Source organism: Azohydromonas sp. (assembly GCF_035325925.1).
Classification (GTDB): Bacteria; Pseudomonadota; Gammaproteobacteria; order Burkholderiales; family Burkholderiaceae_C; genus Calidifontimicrobium.
In genome coordinates, this window is the sequence record NZ_DAOKZA010000002.1 from 128,033 (window position 1) to 142,730 (window position 14,698).

Annotated in this window: 11 protein-coding genes; 3 read left to right on the forward strand and 8 right to left on the reverse strand. The window is 73.7% G+C overall.

Annotated elements, in window-relative coordinates; genetic code table 11:
- Positions 1–90: 90 nt before the first annotated feature.
- Genes glgX through PKC53_RS01635 form a run of 3 tightly spaced genes read right to left on the reverse strand, consistent with a single transcriptional unit; the run spans position 91 to position 6,966 of the window.
- On the reverse strand, positions 91–2,259 hold the full coding sequence (glgX, locus tag PKC53_RS01625) for a glycogen debranching protein GlgX (RefSeq protein ID WP_324425615.1): 2,169 nt from the start codon (positions 2,257–2,259) through the stop codon (positions 91–93).
- Positions 2,256–4,463, reverse strand: a complete 2,208-nt coding sequence (glgB, locus tag PKC53_RS01630) for a 1,4-alpha-glucan branching protein GlgB (RefSeq protein ID WP_324425617.1) — start codon at positions 4,461–4,463, stop codon at positions 2,256–2,258. Before glgB ends, glgX begins: the two co-directional genes overlap by 4 nt.
- A gap of 19 nt (positions 4,464–4,482) precedes the next feature.
- Positions 4,483–6,966: a glycogen/starch/alpha-glucan phosphorylase gene (locus PKC53_RS01635; protein WP_324425619.1), complete on the reverse strand. Its 2,484-nt coding sequence runs from the start codon at positions 6,964–6,966 to the stop codon at positions 4,483–4,485.
- Between the two features lie 229 nt (positions 6,967–7,195).
- On the opposite strand from PKC53_RS01635, the gene glk reads away from it, so the two are divergent.
- Complete coding sequence (gene glk / locus PKC53_RS01640) at positions 7,196–8,173, forward strand: glucokinase (protein WP_324425621.1); 978 nt, start codon at positions 7,196–7,198, stop codon at positions 8,171–8,173.
- Between the two features lie 373 nt (positions 8,174–8,546).
- Positions 8,547–11,465 carry an AAA family ATPase gene (locus PKC53_RS01645; RefSeq protein ID WP_324425623.1) on the forward strand — a complete coding sequence of 973 codons (2,919 nt, stop codon included), beginning with the start codon at positions 8,547–8,549 and terminating at the stop codon, positions 11,463–11,465.
- 22 nt (positions 11,466–11,487) lie between these two features.
- Here the strand turns inward: PKC53_RS01645 and PKC53_RS01650 are convergent, their stop codons facing one another.
- The 5 genes from PKC53_RS01650 to PKC53_RS01670 form a co-directional block, all read right to left on the reverse strand.
- Positions 11,488–12,450: a PEP-CTERM sorting domain-containing protein gene (locus PKC53_RS01650; protein WP_324425625.1), complete on the reverse strand. Its 963-nt coding sequence runs from the start codon at positions 12,448–12,450 to the stop codon at positions 11,488–11,490.
- 131 nt (positions 12,451–12,581) lie between these two features.
- Positions 12,582–12,749 carry a hypothetical protein gene (locus PKC53_RS01655; protein ID WP_324425627.1) on the reverse strand — a complete coding sequence of 56 codons (168 nt, stop codon included), beginning with the start codon at positions 12,747–12,749 and terminating at the stop codon, positions 12,582–12,584.
- Between the two features lie 12 nt (positions 12,750–12,761).
- Positions 12,762–13,052, reverse strand: a complete 291-nt coding sequence (locus tag PKC53_RS01660; protein ID WP_324425629.1) for a hypothetical protein — start codon at positions 13,050–13,052, stop codon at positions 12,762–12,764.
- A gap of 9 nt (positions 13,053–13,061) precedes the next feature.
- On the reverse strand, positions 13,062–13,634 hold the full coding sequence (locus PKC53_RS01665) for a hypothetical protein (protein ID WP_324425631.1): 573 nt from the start codon (positions 13,632–13,634) through the stop codon (positions 13,062–13,064).
- Positions 13,635–13,656: 22 nt separating this feature from the next.
- Complete coding sequence (locus PKC53_RS01670) at positions 13,657–13,890, reverse strand: hypothetical protein (RefSeq protein ID WP_324425633.1); 234 nt, start codon at positions 13,888–13,890, stop codon at positions 13,657–13,659.
- A 207-nt stretch (positions 13,891–14,097) separates the two neighbouring features.
- Between PKC53_RS01670 and PKC53_RS01675 the strand changes: the two genes are divergently transcribed.
- Positions 14,098–14,256, forward strand: coding sequence for a hypothetical protein (locus tag PKC53_RS01675; protein ID WP_324425635.1), 159 nt, complete (start codon positions 14,098–14,100; stop codon positions 14,254–14,256).
- Positions 14,257–14,698 lie beyond the last annotated feature (442 nt).

Sequence of the window (14,698 nt, forward strand, 5' to 3'; positions counted from 1 at the left end):
AGGCGCCGGGGCCGAGGTCGCCGCAGCCGTGCGGCCCGGGCAGCGAGGTCGGGTGCAGCAGCACGCCGCTGGCGCGTCGCCTCAGGTCCATCATGGCGCGGGCGAAGGCGCGGCGCACAGCGCCAGCAGCGTCGACGCCGGCGCCGACAGCGTGGCGCCGGCGTCGAGCGCCAGCGCCGGCGGCAGCGAGCCGCTGCTGTCGAGCCGCAGGTGCCAGGGGCCGCCGGGCACGGCGAAGTCCACCGCAGCCGCCTCGGCGTTGAACAGCAGCAGCACCGCGGCGCCGCGCTCGGCGGCGTCCCGCCCCTCGGGCGTCGGGTCGCCGCGCAGGTTGATCAGGCAGGCGAACGCGTGGCGCGTCGCGTCGTGCCAGTCGTCGAGCTGCATCTCGGCGCCGTCGGGGCGGTACCAGACCAGCCCGCGCTCGCCGTTGGCCGCCGCCTCGACGCGGAACCACACGTCGTGTCGCAGCGCCGGCTGCTCGCGGCGCAGCGCCAGCACCGCCGCGGTGAACGCGACCAGCGCCTCGTCGGCGTGCGCCCAGTCGAGCCAGCTGGTCGGGTTGTCCTGGCAGTAGGCGTTGTTGTTGCCCTGCTGGCTGTGGCCGATCTCGTCGCCGCCGTGCAGCATCGGCGTGCCCTGCGCGAGCAGCGTCGTGGCGAGCATCGCGCGGCGCACGCGCTCGCGCTGCGCGAGGATCGCGGCGTCGCGCGACGGGCCCTCGTGGCCGAAGTTGCACGCCGGCTCGCCGTTGCGGCCGTCGCGGTTGTACTCGCCGTTGGCCTCGTTGTGCTTGTGCGCGTAGCTGACCATGTCGGCAAGCGTGAAACCGTCGTGGCAGGCGACGAAGTTCACCGACGCGCTCGGCCGCCGGTGCCCGTGGTGGAACAGGTCGCTGCTGGCGGTGAAGCGGCGCGCGAGCTCGCCACGGCCGACGCCGCGGTGCATCCAGAAGCGCCGCACGCCGTCGCGGAACTTGTCGTTCCACTCGAGGAAGCGCCCCGGGAAGCGGCCGAGCTGGTAGCCGTCGTACCCCAGGTCCCAGGGCTCGGCGATCAGGTGCACGCCGGCGAGCACCGGGTCCTGCCGCAGCGCCACGAAAAAGGCGCTGTCGGGGTCGAAGCCGTGCCGCGTGCGGCCGAGCACCGGCGCGATGTCGAAGCGGAACCCGTCGACGCCCATCTCCTGCACCCAGTGGCGCAGCGCGTCGAGCACGAACTGCGTCACGCGCGGGTGCGCGACGTTCATCGTGTTGCCGCAGCCGGTGAGGTTCTCGATGCGCCCCGGCGCGTCGGGGCGCGCGCGGTACCAGCTGGCGTTGTCGAGGCCGCGCCACGACAGCGTCGGACCGTGCTCGTCGCCCTCGGGGGTGTGGTTGAAGACAACGTCGATCACCACCTCGAGCCCGGCGTCGTGCAGCGCCGCGACCATCGCGCGGAACTCCTCGGCCACCGCGGAAGGGTCGCCGCGCGTGCTGGCGTAGCGCGGCTCGGGGCAGAAGAAGCCGATCGTGTTGTAGCCCCAGTGGTTGACGAGCCCGCGTTCGGCCAGGCCGATCTCGTCGAGGTGGTGCTGCACCGGCAGCAGCGACAGCGTGGTCACGCCCAGTCGCTTCAGGTGCGCGACGGCCGCCGGGTGCGCGAGCCCGGCGTAGGTGCCGCGCAGCGCCGCCGGCACGGCGTCGAGCCGCTGCGTGAAGTTCTTGACGTGCAGCTCGTACAACACGAGGTCGGCCGTGCGGTGCCGCGGTGCGTTCGCCCGCCCCGGCGCGGGCGTCGGCGGCGGCGCGACCCGCGCCTTGAAGGTGCACGGCGCGTTGTCGCGGGTGTCGGGGTGGCTCGCGCCGTCGGGGTGCGCGAGGTCGTGGCCGTAGTGCTCGGGTCGCCAGCGGAACAGGCCGACCACCTCGCGCGCCCAGGGGTCGAGCAGCAGCTTGTGCGGGTTGAAGCGGTGCCCTTGCGCCGGCTGCCAGGGGCCGTGTGCACGCAGACCGTACACCAGCCCGGCGCCGGCGCCGGGCAGGAAGCCGTGGAACACGCCGTCGTGCGGGCCGTGCAGCGCGTAGCGGCGCTGCTCGTGCGCGCCCTGCGCGTCGAACAGACACAGCTCGACGCGCTGCGCGTGGTCCGAGAACACCGCGAAGTTGACACCGCCGTCGCGCACCCGCGCACCCATCGGCTCGGTGCGCCCGGGCAGCAACTGCGGCGGCAGGTCGCCCAACGGCGGCATCGGCTGCGGCGCGGACTCCTTGGCGTTCATGCCGGAGCGAGGAACAGGGTGGCCAGCGGCGGCAGGTCGAGCACGATCGAGCGCCCGCGCCCATGCGCCGGTTCGTCGCCCACGGCCAGCGCGTGCCCGCCGTTGCCCAGGTTCGAGCCGCCGTAGTAGGCCGAGTCGGTGTTCAGCAGTTCGCGCCACGCCGCGGCACCGTCGGGAACGCCCAGGCGGTAACCGCGCCGCGGCACCGGCGTGAAGTTGGCGACGACGATCACCATGCCGCCGGCGTCGTCGCGCCGCACCCAGGCGAACACCGAGGTGTCGGACTCGTGCACCGCGATCCACTCGAAGCCGGCGGGGTCGTGGTCGAGACGATGCAGCGCGCCGTGGTGCCGGTACAGCGCGTTGAGGTCGCGCACCAGGTGACTGACGCCGGCGTGCGCCGGGTGCTGCAGCAGGTGCCACGGCAGCTCGGCGTCGTGGTTCCACTCGCTGCCCTGCGCGAACTCCTGGCCCATGAACAGCAGCTTCTTGCCGGGGTGGCCCCACATGAAGCCGTAGTAGGCGCGCAGGTTGGCGAAGCGCTGCCACTCGTCGCCCGGCATGCGCGACAGGATCGACCCCTTGCCGTGCACCACCTCGTCGTGCGACAGCGGCAGCACGAAGTTCTCGCTGAAGGCGTAGACCAGGCCGAAGGTCATGCGGTCGTGGTGCCAGCGGCGGTGCACGGGGTCCTCGCGCATGTAGGCCAGCGTGTCGTTCATCCAGCCCATGTTCCACTTGTAGTGGAAGCCCAGCCCGCCGACGTAGGTCGGCGCCGAGACACCGGCAAACGCGGTCGACTCCTCGGCCACCGTGACCGAACCGGGACACTCGATGCCGATCACCTCGTTGGCGCGGCGCAGGAACGCGATCGCCTCCAGGTTCTCGCGCCCGCCGTGCAGGTTGGGCACCCACTCGCCCTCGGCGCGCGAGTAGTCGCGGTACAGCATCGACGCCACTGCGTCGACGCGCAGCCCGTCGACGCCCAGGCGCTCGATCCAGTACAGCGCGCTGCCCACCAGGTAGTTGCGCACCTCGTGGCGGCCGTAGTTGTAGATCAGCGTGTGCCAGTCGCGGTGGAAGCCTTCGCGCGGGTCGGCGTGTTCGTACAGCGCGGTGCCGTCGAAGTTCGCCAGGCCCCAGGCGTCGCTCGGAAAGTGCGCCGGCACCCAGTCGACCAGCACGCCCAGGCCGTGCGCGCGGCAGGCCTGCACGAAACGCAGGAAGCCGGCCGGGTCGCCGGCGCGCGCGACGTCGTGCGGCGGCGCGCTGAAGCGCGCCGTCGGCGCGTACAGCGCCAGCGTCTGGTAGCCCCACGAGCCGTCGAACGGGTGCTCGGAGACCGGCAGCAGCTCGACGTGGGTGAAGCCCAGGTCGGCGGCGTAAGCCGGCAGGTGCGCAGCGAGCAGGTCCCAGTCGTGGAAGCTGCCGTCGGCGTGGCGCCGCCACGAGCCCAGGTGCACTTCGTAGATCGACATCGGCGCGCTGCGCGCGTTGGCCTGCGCGCGCTGCGCCGGCAGCGGCCGCGCCGGCGGCAGCGGCGCGACCACGCTGGCGGTGGCCGGGCGCAGTTCGCAGGCGCGCGCGTACGGGTCGGCCTTCAGCGGCAGCACTGCGCCGTCGCGCGAGCGCAGCTCGAACTTGTAGCGGTCGCCCACCGCCGCGTGCGGCACGAAGATCTCCCACACGCCGGCACCGTGGCGCAGCCGCATCGGGTGGCGCCGGCCGTCCCACCGGTTGAAGTCGCCGACCACGCTGGCACGCTGCGCGTTCGGCGCCCACACCGCGAAGCGCACGCCACCCACGCCGTCGACGTCGACCGGATGCGCGCCGAGCACGGTGAACGGGCGCAGGTGGCTGCCCTCGCCGAGGTAGTAGATCTCGGTGTCGTCGATCAGCGGCGGGTAGGCGTAGGCGTCGGCGTAGCGGCCGGTGCCGCCGTCGTGCCAGACGACCTGCAGCCAGTACGCGAACGTCTTGCGGCGGCGCGGGATCGCCGCCTCGAACAGCCCGTCGGGATGGCGCAGCGCCAGCGTGGCCACGCGCCGCCCGGCCTTGCGCTCGACCACCGCCACCGCACGCGCGCCGGGCAGCAGCGCGCGCAGCCACAGCGTTCCGGCGTCGTCGGCGTGCAGGCCGAGCACCGCGAACGGGTCGCCGTGGCGGGCCTCGACCAGTGCGCGGACGTCGTCGTCGGTCAGCATCGTGCGTGGGGCGCGCCGCTCAGCCGCCGCGCGACCAGATGCGATCGACGTAGTCGCGGATCGTGCGGTCGCTCGAGAAGCGCCCCATCGCCGCGACGTTGCGCACCGCGGCCTCGGCCCAGCGTCCGGGCTCGCGGTACAGCGCGTCGACGCGCTGCTGCGCCTGCAGGTAGCTCGCGAAGTCGGCCAGCAGCATGTAGGGGTCGTTGTTCAGCAGCGACTCGACCAGCGCGCGGTAGCGCTGCGGCTCGTCGGGCGAGAAGTCGCCGCGCAGCAGCGCGTCGATCACCGCGCGCAGCACCGGTTGGTCCTCGTAGTGGCGCCTCGGGTCGTATCCCAGCTCCTTCTCGCGCGCCACCTGCTCGGCGCGCAGCCCGAAGACGAACATCTGCGCCTCGCCCATGGCCTGCGCCATCTCGATGTTCGCGCCGTCCCAGGTGCCGATCGTCAGCGCGGCGTTGAGTGCGAACTTCATGTTGCCGGTGCCCGAGGCCTCGGTGCCGGCGGTGGAGATCTGCTGCGACAGGTCGGCCGCCGGGATGATCGCCTCGGCCAGCGAGACGCTGTAGTTGGGCAGGAACACCAGCTTGAGCCGACCTGCCACGTGCGGATCGTCGTTGACCACGCGCGCGACGTCGTGCGCCAGCCGCACGATGGTCTTGGCCGCGACGTAGGCGGTGGCCGCCTTGCCCGCCAGCACCACGGTGCGCGGCTGCCACTGCGCGTGCGGCTCGGCGACGATGGCCTGGTAGCGCGCGATCACATGCAGCAGGTTGAGCAGCTGGCGCTTGTACTCGTGGATGCGCTTGACCTGCACGTCGAACAGGCCGGCCGGATCGACGGTCACGCCCAGCTCGCGCCGGATCAGCGCGGCCAGGCGTTCCTTGTTCAGCCGCTTGGCGTGCATCACCGCGTCGCCGAGCCCGCGCTCGGCGGCCAGCGGCGCGAGATCGGCCAGGCGGTCGAGGTCGCACCGCCAGCCGTCGCCGATCGCCTCGTCGATCGCCGCGGCCAGCGCCGGGTTGGCCTGCATCAGCCAGCGACGCGGCGTGACGCCGTTGGTGACGTTGGTGAAGCGCTCGGGCCACAGGCGCGCGAAGTCGGCGAAGATCGTGCGCACCATCAGCTGCGAGTGCAGCTCGGACACGCCGTTGACGCGCCGCGACGCGGCGATCGACAGCGACGCCATGCGCACCCGGCGCTCACCGGACTCGTCGATCAGCGACATCCGCGCCGCCAGCGCGTCGTCGTGCGGGTGCAGCGCGCGCACCGCGTCGAGGAAGCGGTGGTTGATCTCGAAGACGATCTCGAGGTGGCGCGGCAGCAGTTCCTTGAGCATCTGCACCGGCCAGTGCTCGAGCGCCTCGGGCATCAGCGTGTGGTTGGTGTAGCTCGTGGCCGCGCGCACCTGCGCCCACGCCGCCTCCCACTCGAAGCCGTGCACGTCGATCAGCAGGCGCATCAGCTCGACCGGAGCCAGCGCCGGGTGCGTGTCGTTGAGGTGGACGACGTTCCTCGCGCCGAAGTCGTCGAGCCGCCCCTGCTCGCGCAGGTGGCGCGCGAGCATGTCCTGCAGCGATGCGCTGACCAGGAAGTACTCCTGCTTCAGGCGCAGCTGGCGCCCGGCGTGCGTGCTGTCGTCGGGGTACAGCACCCAGTTGAGCACGTCGGCCTCGATGTGCTCGCGCCCGGCCTGCAGGTGCTCGCCGCGGCAGAACAGCACGAAGTCGATCGGGTGCAGCGCGCTGGCGTGCCACTGGCGCAGCGTCGCCACGCGTTCGGTGCCGTGGCCGGGCACGATGAAGTCGTAGGCGTTGGCCTGCACCGAGATCTCGGGCACCCAGCGCCTGGCGGCGCCGTCGTGTTCGACGCGACCGCCGAAGCCGATCTCGTAGCACAGCTCGCGGCGCGGGATCTCCCACGGGTTGCCGTCGCGCAGCCAGTCGTCGGGCGCCTCGACCTGCTGACCGTGCACGATGCGCTGCGCGAACATGCCGTACTGGTAACGCACGCCGTAGCCGAACGCCGGCAACCCGAGCGTGGCGAACGAGTCGAGGAAGCAGGCCGCCAGCCGCCCCAGGCCGCCGTTGCCGACCGCCATGTCGCGCTCGGACTCGAGCACGTCGGGCAGCGACAGGCCGCCGGCCGCAAGTTGCTCGCGCAGGTCGCCTTCGAGGCCCAGCGCAGCCAGCGCGTTGCCCAGCGCGCGTCCCATCAGGAACTCCATCGACAGGTAGTGCACGCGACGCGGCGGCAGCGCGGCGTGGGGCGACGCGCGCGTCATCGCCTCGCGGTCCTGCGCCTGCGTGCGCGCCCAGCGCGGCTCCAACGTCGCGCGGCATGCGGCCGCCGCGGCGCGCATCCAGGCCCTGGCCGGCGCGCGCGACGACGGGTCGCCGACGTCGGCGCGCCGCGCGAGTTCCACCGCCAGCGCCTGGCGCAGCGCCGCACCGTCGTGCGCCGGCGTGCCGGCGCCGAGATGCGCCGCCACGGGGTGCGACACCGGCCGGCTCATCGCGCCGAAGGCGGCCGCCGCGGCGGCAACGCGCTCGTGCGGTGCGCGGCGTCGGGCCGCGCTGGAGGTGGCAGGATCGTTCGCAACATCGGTTCGGGTGCGCATGGTATCCCGCCACGCCGGCCGCGGCGGCCGGCTGCTACAGTGGCCGCGTGGTTGCACCTTCGCCGGCCCGCCGTCGCGGTTTTCTGCCGTCGCGCGCTGCGCCTGCGCACGCATGAGCCGGCGCCGCCACGGCTTTCCGCGCCTGCTCGGCGACATCGGCGGCACGCACGCCCGCTGGGCCTGGCAGGACGCCACCGACCCCGCGCCTTCGCGCATCGTCGTGCATCGCTGCGCCGCGCACGCGTCGCTGCTCGACTCGGCGCGGCACTACCTGGCCGAACAGCGGCTGCCCGCGCCGGCGCAGATGGCGATCGGCATCGCGACGGCGGTCACCGGCGACGAGGTGCGCATGACCAACCACCCGTGGGTGTTCTCGATCGACGCGCTGCAGCGCGCCCTCGGCGCCGAGCGCCTCGTCGTGATCAACGACTTCACCGCGCTCGCGCTGAGCGTGCCTTGGCTCGGCGCCGACGACCTGCGTGCCCTCGGCGACGGCCGCGCCGCGCCCGGCGGCGCGATCGCGGTGCTCGGCCCGGGCACCGGGCTCGGCGTGTCGGGGCTGGTGCCCGACACGCGAGGCGGCTGGGTCCCGTTGGCCGGCGAAGGCGGCCACGTCACGCTGGCCGCCGCCGACGAGGTCGACGCCGACCTGCTCGCCCGGCTGCGCGCACGCTTCGGCCATGTCTCGGCCGAGCGCGTCGTCTCGGGCCCCGGACTGGCCACGCTGCACGCGGTGCTGTGCGAACGCGACGGCGTGTCGGCGCACCTGGCCGATGCCCCTGCCATCGCCGCCGCTGCCGTCGAGGGCAGCGACGCGCAGGCCGTCGAGGCGGTGCACCGGTTCACCGGATTCCTCGGCAACGTCGCAGGCAACCTGGCGCTGACGCTGGGCGCGCGCGGCGGCGTGTACCTGGGCGGCGGCGTCGTGCCGCGGCTGGGCCGCGCATTCGATGCCGCATGGTTCCGCCGGCGCTTCGAGGACAAGGGCCGCTTCGCCGGCTACCTGCGCGAGATACCGACCTGGCTGATCACCGCGGCGGCACCGGCCCTGCTCGGCGCGTCGCGCGCGCTCGACCCCCCGGTGCGGTGACGACGACCGGCGTCGGCGCGCCCGCACCGCCGGGCGATGCACTCGAGCCTGCGGCGCTCGCGTGCGTGGGTCGGCAACGCCACCGCGCACCCCTTGCGACGGCCTCGCGGCAGGCGACGCCCGGTGCGGGCGATTGGTGTGGCGGCAAGCGACTCAGGCGCGCGTCGGTGCGCGTGTGAGTGCGCGCCGTTCACGCAAGAGGTCCATGCAGAGGCCACGCGGTCCGCCGCCGCCGGCGGGCGGCCGTGCCAGACCCTGATCAGCGAGCCGTCGTCGGCCAGGGTGATGAAACGGTCGCGTACTTCGGGTGCGGGCGCATTCGCTCCCGCCCCACCGAGCGAAGCCGGACGCGGTGATCGCGCGCGCTCCCACCATGGCGCGAAAGGTCATCCCGATGCTCATCGACAGCAATGCCGCCGATGTCCAGCAGATGCCGATCTCGCGACGCCTGCTGCTGCCGCCGCCGGCGCGGCGCCGGCAGCCGCGGTGGTTGCCCGACGGATCTGCGATCATCGTCGGCGAGTACCCGCCCACGATGATCCCTGCCACAACTGGGCCCTGGCAGTTGCGCCTGCTGGGCGGCTTTGCCATCGACGACGGCCGCCGGCGGCTGACCCGGCTGCACAGCCGCGCCGCGGTGCTGTTGCTGGCGCGGCTGGCGCTGCGGCCGGGTCGCGATCATGGCCGTGAAGAACTGGCGGCCCTGCTGTGGCCCGAGGCCGATGTCGCCACCGGCCTGGCGCGGCTGCGCCAGACGCTGAGCACGCTGCGCGCCACGCTCGAACGGCGCGGCGGCCTGGCCGAGGCCCGCCCGCTGCTGGCCGCCGACCGACGCGTGCTGCGCCTGGTGCCGGGCGCCCTGGTCTGCGACGTCTGGCCCTTCGAGCAGACCTGTGCCGCCGGCGATGCCGCAGCGGCCAGCCGCCTCTACGGCGGCGAGCTGCTGCCCGGCTTTGCCGACGAGTGGGTGGTCGAGGAGCGGCTGCGCCTGCAGGCCCTGGCCGATCGCTTCGGCGTCGTGGCGGCGCGGGCCGCAGCGGCCACGGTCTTGCTGCAGGATCCGCCGGCGCTGGGAGATCGTGCGCCGCCGCCGGTGGCTGACCCGTCACTGGCCTTGCCGCTGCCGGCCGGTCGCTGGCACGGCGACCCGGAGACGCTGGCCGCGCTGTCGGCCCGTGCCGATGCCCAGCGCGTGCTGACGCTGCGCGGCCCGGGCGGCATCGGCAAGACGCGGCTGGCGCTGGAACTGCTGCACCGGCTGTCTGCCGCCGGGGCGCCTTTCGACGTGCTGCGTTTCGTCTCCTGCGTGCAGGTGCAGTCGCTGTCGGCTCTGCAGGACGCGCTGCTGCTGGCCCTGCGGCCGCCGCCGGGCGCCGGCGATGCGCTGACCCGTTGCGCGCAGGCACTCGCCGGGCGGCGGACGCTGCTGGTGCTGGACAACGCCGACGGCCTCGAATCGGCCGCGCTGCACTGGCTGCAACGGGCGCTGGAAAGGCTACCCGGATTGCACCTGCTGTCGACCTCTCGGCGGGTGCTGGGCTTGGCCGGCGAGGCCGACCACCCGGTGCCGGCCCTGGCCCTGCCGGCCGACGGCGCACCCTGGACCGAGCTGGCCCGAAACCCTGCCGTGAGGCTGTTCGTCGAGCGTGCCGTCGCCAGCCGCGCCGACTTCCAGCTGCACCCCGGCAATGCCGAGGCCGTGGCCACGCTGGTGCAGCGGCTGCAGGGCTTGCCGCTGGCGCTGGAGCTGGCGGCGTCGCGCGTGCGCAGCCTGCCGCCGGCGGCCTTGCTGGCGCTGCTGGCGCAGCCGGGGTCGGGACGCTGGTCGCTGCTGTCGCGCAGCGGCGCGCGTGCCGGCGACGATCCGCGCCATGCCTCGCTGCTGGCGGTGGTCGACGACAGCCTGGCCAGCCTGCCGGCGCACGCCGCGGCGCTGCTGCCCTGGCTGGCTGCCGCCCCCGCCGCACTGGCGGCCGACCTCGTGGCGCATCTGGCGCCGGCTGCCGGGATCGGCGACGACGCCGCGGCGGCGCGCGACGCGCTCGATGAGCTGGTGGCCGCCAGCCTCATCGACCCTGCCTGCGACGACGGGACCGAGACCTGGTGGGCCTTGCGCGAACCGGTGCGTGACCGGGTGCTCGATCGGCAGGCAGCGACGCCGCGGTCACCCTGGTGGTGGGCCGTGGCTGCCTGGGCCGAGGACCTGCCGCAGCCCTGGCCGCTGCCCCGGCTGGCGCCGCTGTGGCCGCTGCTGGCCTGGATGGCGCGCACCGCCGACGACACCGTGCCGGCGGCCGACATCTGCCGGCTCGCGCTGGCACTGGCACCGGGCTGGGCCGAGCGCAGCCCGCCACCGGCCTTCGTGGCGACGCTGGACCGCGTGCTCGTCGACCAGGCCGCGACGCTGCCGGCGTCGCTGCGTGCGCGCAGCCATGCCCTGGCGGCGTGGCTGGCGCTGGCCGCGGGCGGCCGCGATGCGGCGTGCCGCCAGGCGGCCTTGGCATCTGCCGATTGGCCGGCCGACCCGGCCGCAAGCGCACGTGCCCACGGGCAGGTGGCCAAGGTGCGCTGGCGCGCCGAAGGCGACGTGGCGGGCGCCCGCGCACTGCTGCAGCAGGCGGTTGCGCTGGCGCGCGTCGCCGGCGACGCGACCACCGAGGCCGAGGCCGTCAACCAGCTGGCCACGATGGCCAACGAGGTCGACGCCGATGCCGCAGCGGCCGAAGCCGGCTACCGGCGCGCGCTGGCGCTGCTCGAAGGCGTGCAGCCGCGGCCGCTGCATGCCATGCGCGGCGTGCAGCACAACGTGGCCATCGCGCTCGTCTATGCCGGCCGCACCACCGAGGCGCTGGCGCTGATCGAGACGCTGATCGCCGACGCCCGCGCCAGCGGCGACCAGCAGCTGCTGGCACCGCTGCACAACGCGCTGGGCAGTGCGCTGCAGGACCTGGGACGCCTGCCCGAGGCGATGGCCGCCACCGTGCAGTCGCTCGACCTCGCCTGGGCCGCCCTGGACACCGAGGCCGTGCTGTATGCGCTGTGGAACCTGGCGCTGCTGGCGCACCGACAGGGCCTGGCCGAGCCGGCGGCGCGGCTGCTGGGGTATGCCGACCACGCCTGGCGCACGCAGTTCGGGCCGCTGGCGCGCAGCGACCGGCGCGACCTGCTGCGCGTACGCCGCGCCTGCCGGAGGCGCCTGACGCCGCCGCTGGCCGAAGCCATCTGGCGCGCCGGGCAGGCCTTGTCGCCGGCCGAAGCGGTGGCCCAGGCGCGGCGCCTGGCCGCGGCATGAAGACCGCGCGTTGCGCGGCCGCTCAGCTGCGCCGGCGTGCACTGCACCGCATCAGACCCAGTGCGCCGACCAGCAGGGCCCAGGTGGCGGGCTCGGGAACGCTGCCGCCCGGGTTCTGGAGGGCGCTGAGAAAGACGCCCGACTCGGAGGTCCACGACAGGCCGGACGGGGCCGTGCCGAGCCGCGCCCGCCCGCTGTGGCCGAAGTCGCAGGCGCCCGTGCTGTTGCCGCAGAAATCCAGCCGCAGTTCGGGCTCGATCACCAGCGTGGTTTCGCCGGGAGGGACCCACAACATCACCTCCATCGTGAAGTCGAAGGCGTCCGGCCCGGGGGCATGGTGCGTGACGGTCCAGTGCGAGGCCTGGCCCATCGCGTCGGTGAAGTAGAGGCCCGCATTGCGCGTGTAGTGGGCGGTGAAGGCGGTGCCGGCATTGGCGCTGCCGTCGGCCGCGAAGCCGATGCACTGGCCCGAGCCGTTGCAGGCCGCCGCCGACGGCACGTAGACCCTGCCGATCGCCCGCCAGTCGGCCCGGGCGATGCCGCCCAAGAGCGCGCCGTCGACCTCGATCCAGTACGAGATCGGCAGCCAGGCGGTGCTGCTGTTGGTGAACCACAGCGTTTCGCGCAGCCCGCCACCGCCGCCGGAAACGACCGACGGGAAGTCGCCATCGAAGACCTCGGAACTGGCACGAACGATGCCGCTGGCCAGATCGGCTCGAGCCTGGACCAGGCCGGAGTCGTCGCCTTGCGACGCCGCCGCGTGGGCCCAGACCTCGGTCGGGCTGGAGCCCTGCCCCGCGGCGACGCTGCCGGTTCCGCTGTGCGACGAACCCCCGACCGTGCCGTTGACGATCGAGATTGCCGCCGAATTCGGGCCGATGGTGACGCTCGAGTCGGCGCGAGCGTGGTAGCCGGATGAGACGAACGCCGCGTGGCTGGGCAAAGCGACCGCGGCCGCGACGCAGAGGGCAGTGAGGCGGAGCATGGTGAGTCCTTTCGACGAGGCCGACGGTGCGGCGTTGGCGCCATGCTCCCGGGCGAACGTTTGTCCAACGTTCCGGGAACGACGTTGTGCGACCCCCCGGATGCGGGGGGCGCCTGCCCGATCGCGGTGCCTCAGGCAAAGCGCCCCTGCAGAAGCCACGCCGTCTCGCCCACCGCCGCCGGCAGGCGGCCGCGCCAGATCCAGACCAGCGAGCCGTCGTCGGCCAGGGCGATGCCCTCATCGCGCTCTGCGGGTGTGCCGTCCCACCCGTCAGCCTCGAAGCGCTCGGGGCCGCTCACCAGGCGCAGCGGTCACCCTTCCAGCAGCGGCAGCTCGCCGCGCTCGGCCAGCGGCTGCAGCTCGGGCACCAGCCAGGCCGGGCGGCGGGTCGGCAGCGTCGCGGCGCCGTTTTGCGCAGATTTCGCCGTCGCGACGTCGGCCGTCTTCGCGACCGGCGCTGTGAAGGCAGCGGTGCCCATGCCGGCTGCGCCCTGCCACGGCACGGCGCGCGCCGGCAAGCGGCAGAGCGACCTGTGGAGCATCGAGGCCGCCATTGCGGCCGCGGGCACGGCGTGCGCGTCGGCGGCGGCGGTGCGGGCCATCGGCTGCGTTCAGTCGCCGTCGCGACGCGCTGAGGCGAGCGTCATGGCCGCCGTGAACGGACGCTCCAGCCAGGTGCGCCCCTCATGGCTGTCGACCCGGAGGCGGCCGGGCACGACGATGGCGCCAAGGCCGTCGTCCTCGTGGAACACGTGCAGCGCAACGTCGCCCGACAACTCGACGCTTTTGAAGCCAAACGGCAGGCAGCGGTCCAGCGTCCAGTGCACGCTGAAAGCCCTGGCGGGCATCGGCATGTGCCGTTCGAGCGGTCTGCCGTCGATCCGCACGCGCGTACCCGGCCCGCAGATGTGATCGAGCGTGGCGTCGGTCCAGCGCGGAGGCACCGCATCGTCGAGCAGCGGCACGAGCAGCGCGTTCAACGCGAAGCGGATCAGCGCCGGCGGTATCGACACGCCCGGCGCGATGCCGCTGTGCAGCGACGTCCCGTCGGCGGCGGCCGCCGGCACCACGGCGGGCGCACGTGGCGCCGCAGCGACTCTCGGACCGGAAACCCACCAGATCAGCACCGGCGGCATCAGCAGCAATGCCGCCAGCCCGAGCTGCCGAAGTCGTGTACGCACCATGCCGGTCCTGCCCGATGCGGCGTCAGCGCAGCGCGATGCGGGACGCGCGTTCGCGCAGGCGATTCGCGCGCAACGGTTCCATTGCCTCGATGCGCCGCGCCGTTGCGTGCAGCGCGATCGTCGGCTCGACCTCGCCGATCAGACGCTCCAGCGGCAGCAACGCCCCACACAGGGCCTGCGGTTCGCCGGCCAAGCGATCGATGCCGCCCGAAGCTCGGGCCGGCCGCATGGAACCGATGCAAACGACGATCGACATGGCGACTCCCGGAACAGCTGGAACAGGGTCTGTCCGGGCGGGCGCCGCGGCAGCGTGCCAAGCGTAGGCAAGCGCCTGCCGACGGACATCCCTCGAGATGGGGATGCGGCGACAGGCGCGATGCGTTCGGCTTGCATGCGCAGCAACATGCCGGCTTGGACTTGAGTACAAGTCAGTCTTCGCTGAAGCTTCGCTTTCGACATCGACATGCCGCACGGCCCGGACTGCGACGGCGGCGAGCTCGAGATCATCGCGGCCATCCCCGAGCGGCCGGTCATCGGGGAGATCCTCAGCCACCTCGGGCTGGATCCGCGGCCGCCACCCCGGCGGCGGGCGCGCGAGGCGGGGCAAGACCTCGCAACCTGAGCCGCGCCCGCCGTCGCAGACACCACGCGCATCGACACGGGCTGCGCTGCCAAGCCGAAGCGGGGGTGGCGCTGCGCGACCTGGCGGTCAGATGCCGCAAGACACAGGGTCAACGCCGAGGCCGAAGGCCCGAAGCGCTCCTGCCACCCCATGAAGGTGGTCAAGCGCCTGCGGGATCAGCGCAACGTGGGGGCGCCGGCACCCAACCTCGGCACTTCACGCCGCCGCAGCACGGTCCGAGCGCGGTCGTCAGGTCGCACGCGGGCTCTGCTGAGGTCGGAGGAAACACCTGTCGTCCTCCCCCCACGCAGCAGACTCGTCGTCCGAGACGCCGCCGCCCCTCAACGCAGCGAGGCGTTGATCTTCTCCAGTGCCGCGCGGCCGGGCACCAGCTGGTCCTCGCGCAGCGCGTTCAGCGGCGTCGCGCTGGTGTGCAGCGCGG

Bases quoted from the DNA above. Each gene is read 5' to 3' on its own strand.
- glgX (WP_324425615.1), bottom strand. From the start codon at position 2,259: ATGAACGCCAAGGAGTCCGCGCCGCAGCCGATGCCGCCGTTGGGCGAC.
- PKC53_RS01675 (WP_324425635.1), top strand. From the start codon at position 14,098: ATGCCGCACGGCCCGGACTGCGACGGCGGCGAGCTCGAGATCATCGCG.
- glgB (WP_324425617.1), bottom strand. From the start codon at position 4,463: ATGCTGACCGACGACGACGTCCGCGCACTGGTCGAGGCCCGCCACGGC.
- PKC53_RS01665 (WP_324425631.1), bottom strand. From the start codon at position 13,634: ATGGTGCGTACACGACTTCGGCAGCTCGGGCTGGCGGCATTGCTGCTG.
- PKC53_RS01660 (WP_324425629.1), bottom strand. From the start codon at position 13,052: ATGGCCCGCACCGCCGCCGCCGACGCGCACGCCGTGCCCGCGGCCGCA.
- PKC53_RS01645 (WP_324425623.1), top strand. From the start codon at position 8,547: ATGGCGCGAAAGGTCATCCCGATGCTCATCGACAGCAATGCCGCCGAT.
- PKC53_RS01670 (WP_324425633.1), bottom strand. From the start codon at position 13,890: ATGTCGATCGTCGTTTGCATCGGTTCCATGCGGCCGGCCCGAGCTTCG.
- glk (WP_324425621.1), top strand. From the start codon at position 7,196: ATGAGCCGGCGCCGCCACGGCTTTCCGCGCCTGCTCGGCGACATCGGC.
- PKC53_RS01650 (WP_324425625.1), bottom strand. From the start codon at position 12,450: ATGCTCCGCCTCACTGCCCTCTGCGTCGCGGCCGCGGTCGCTTTGCCC.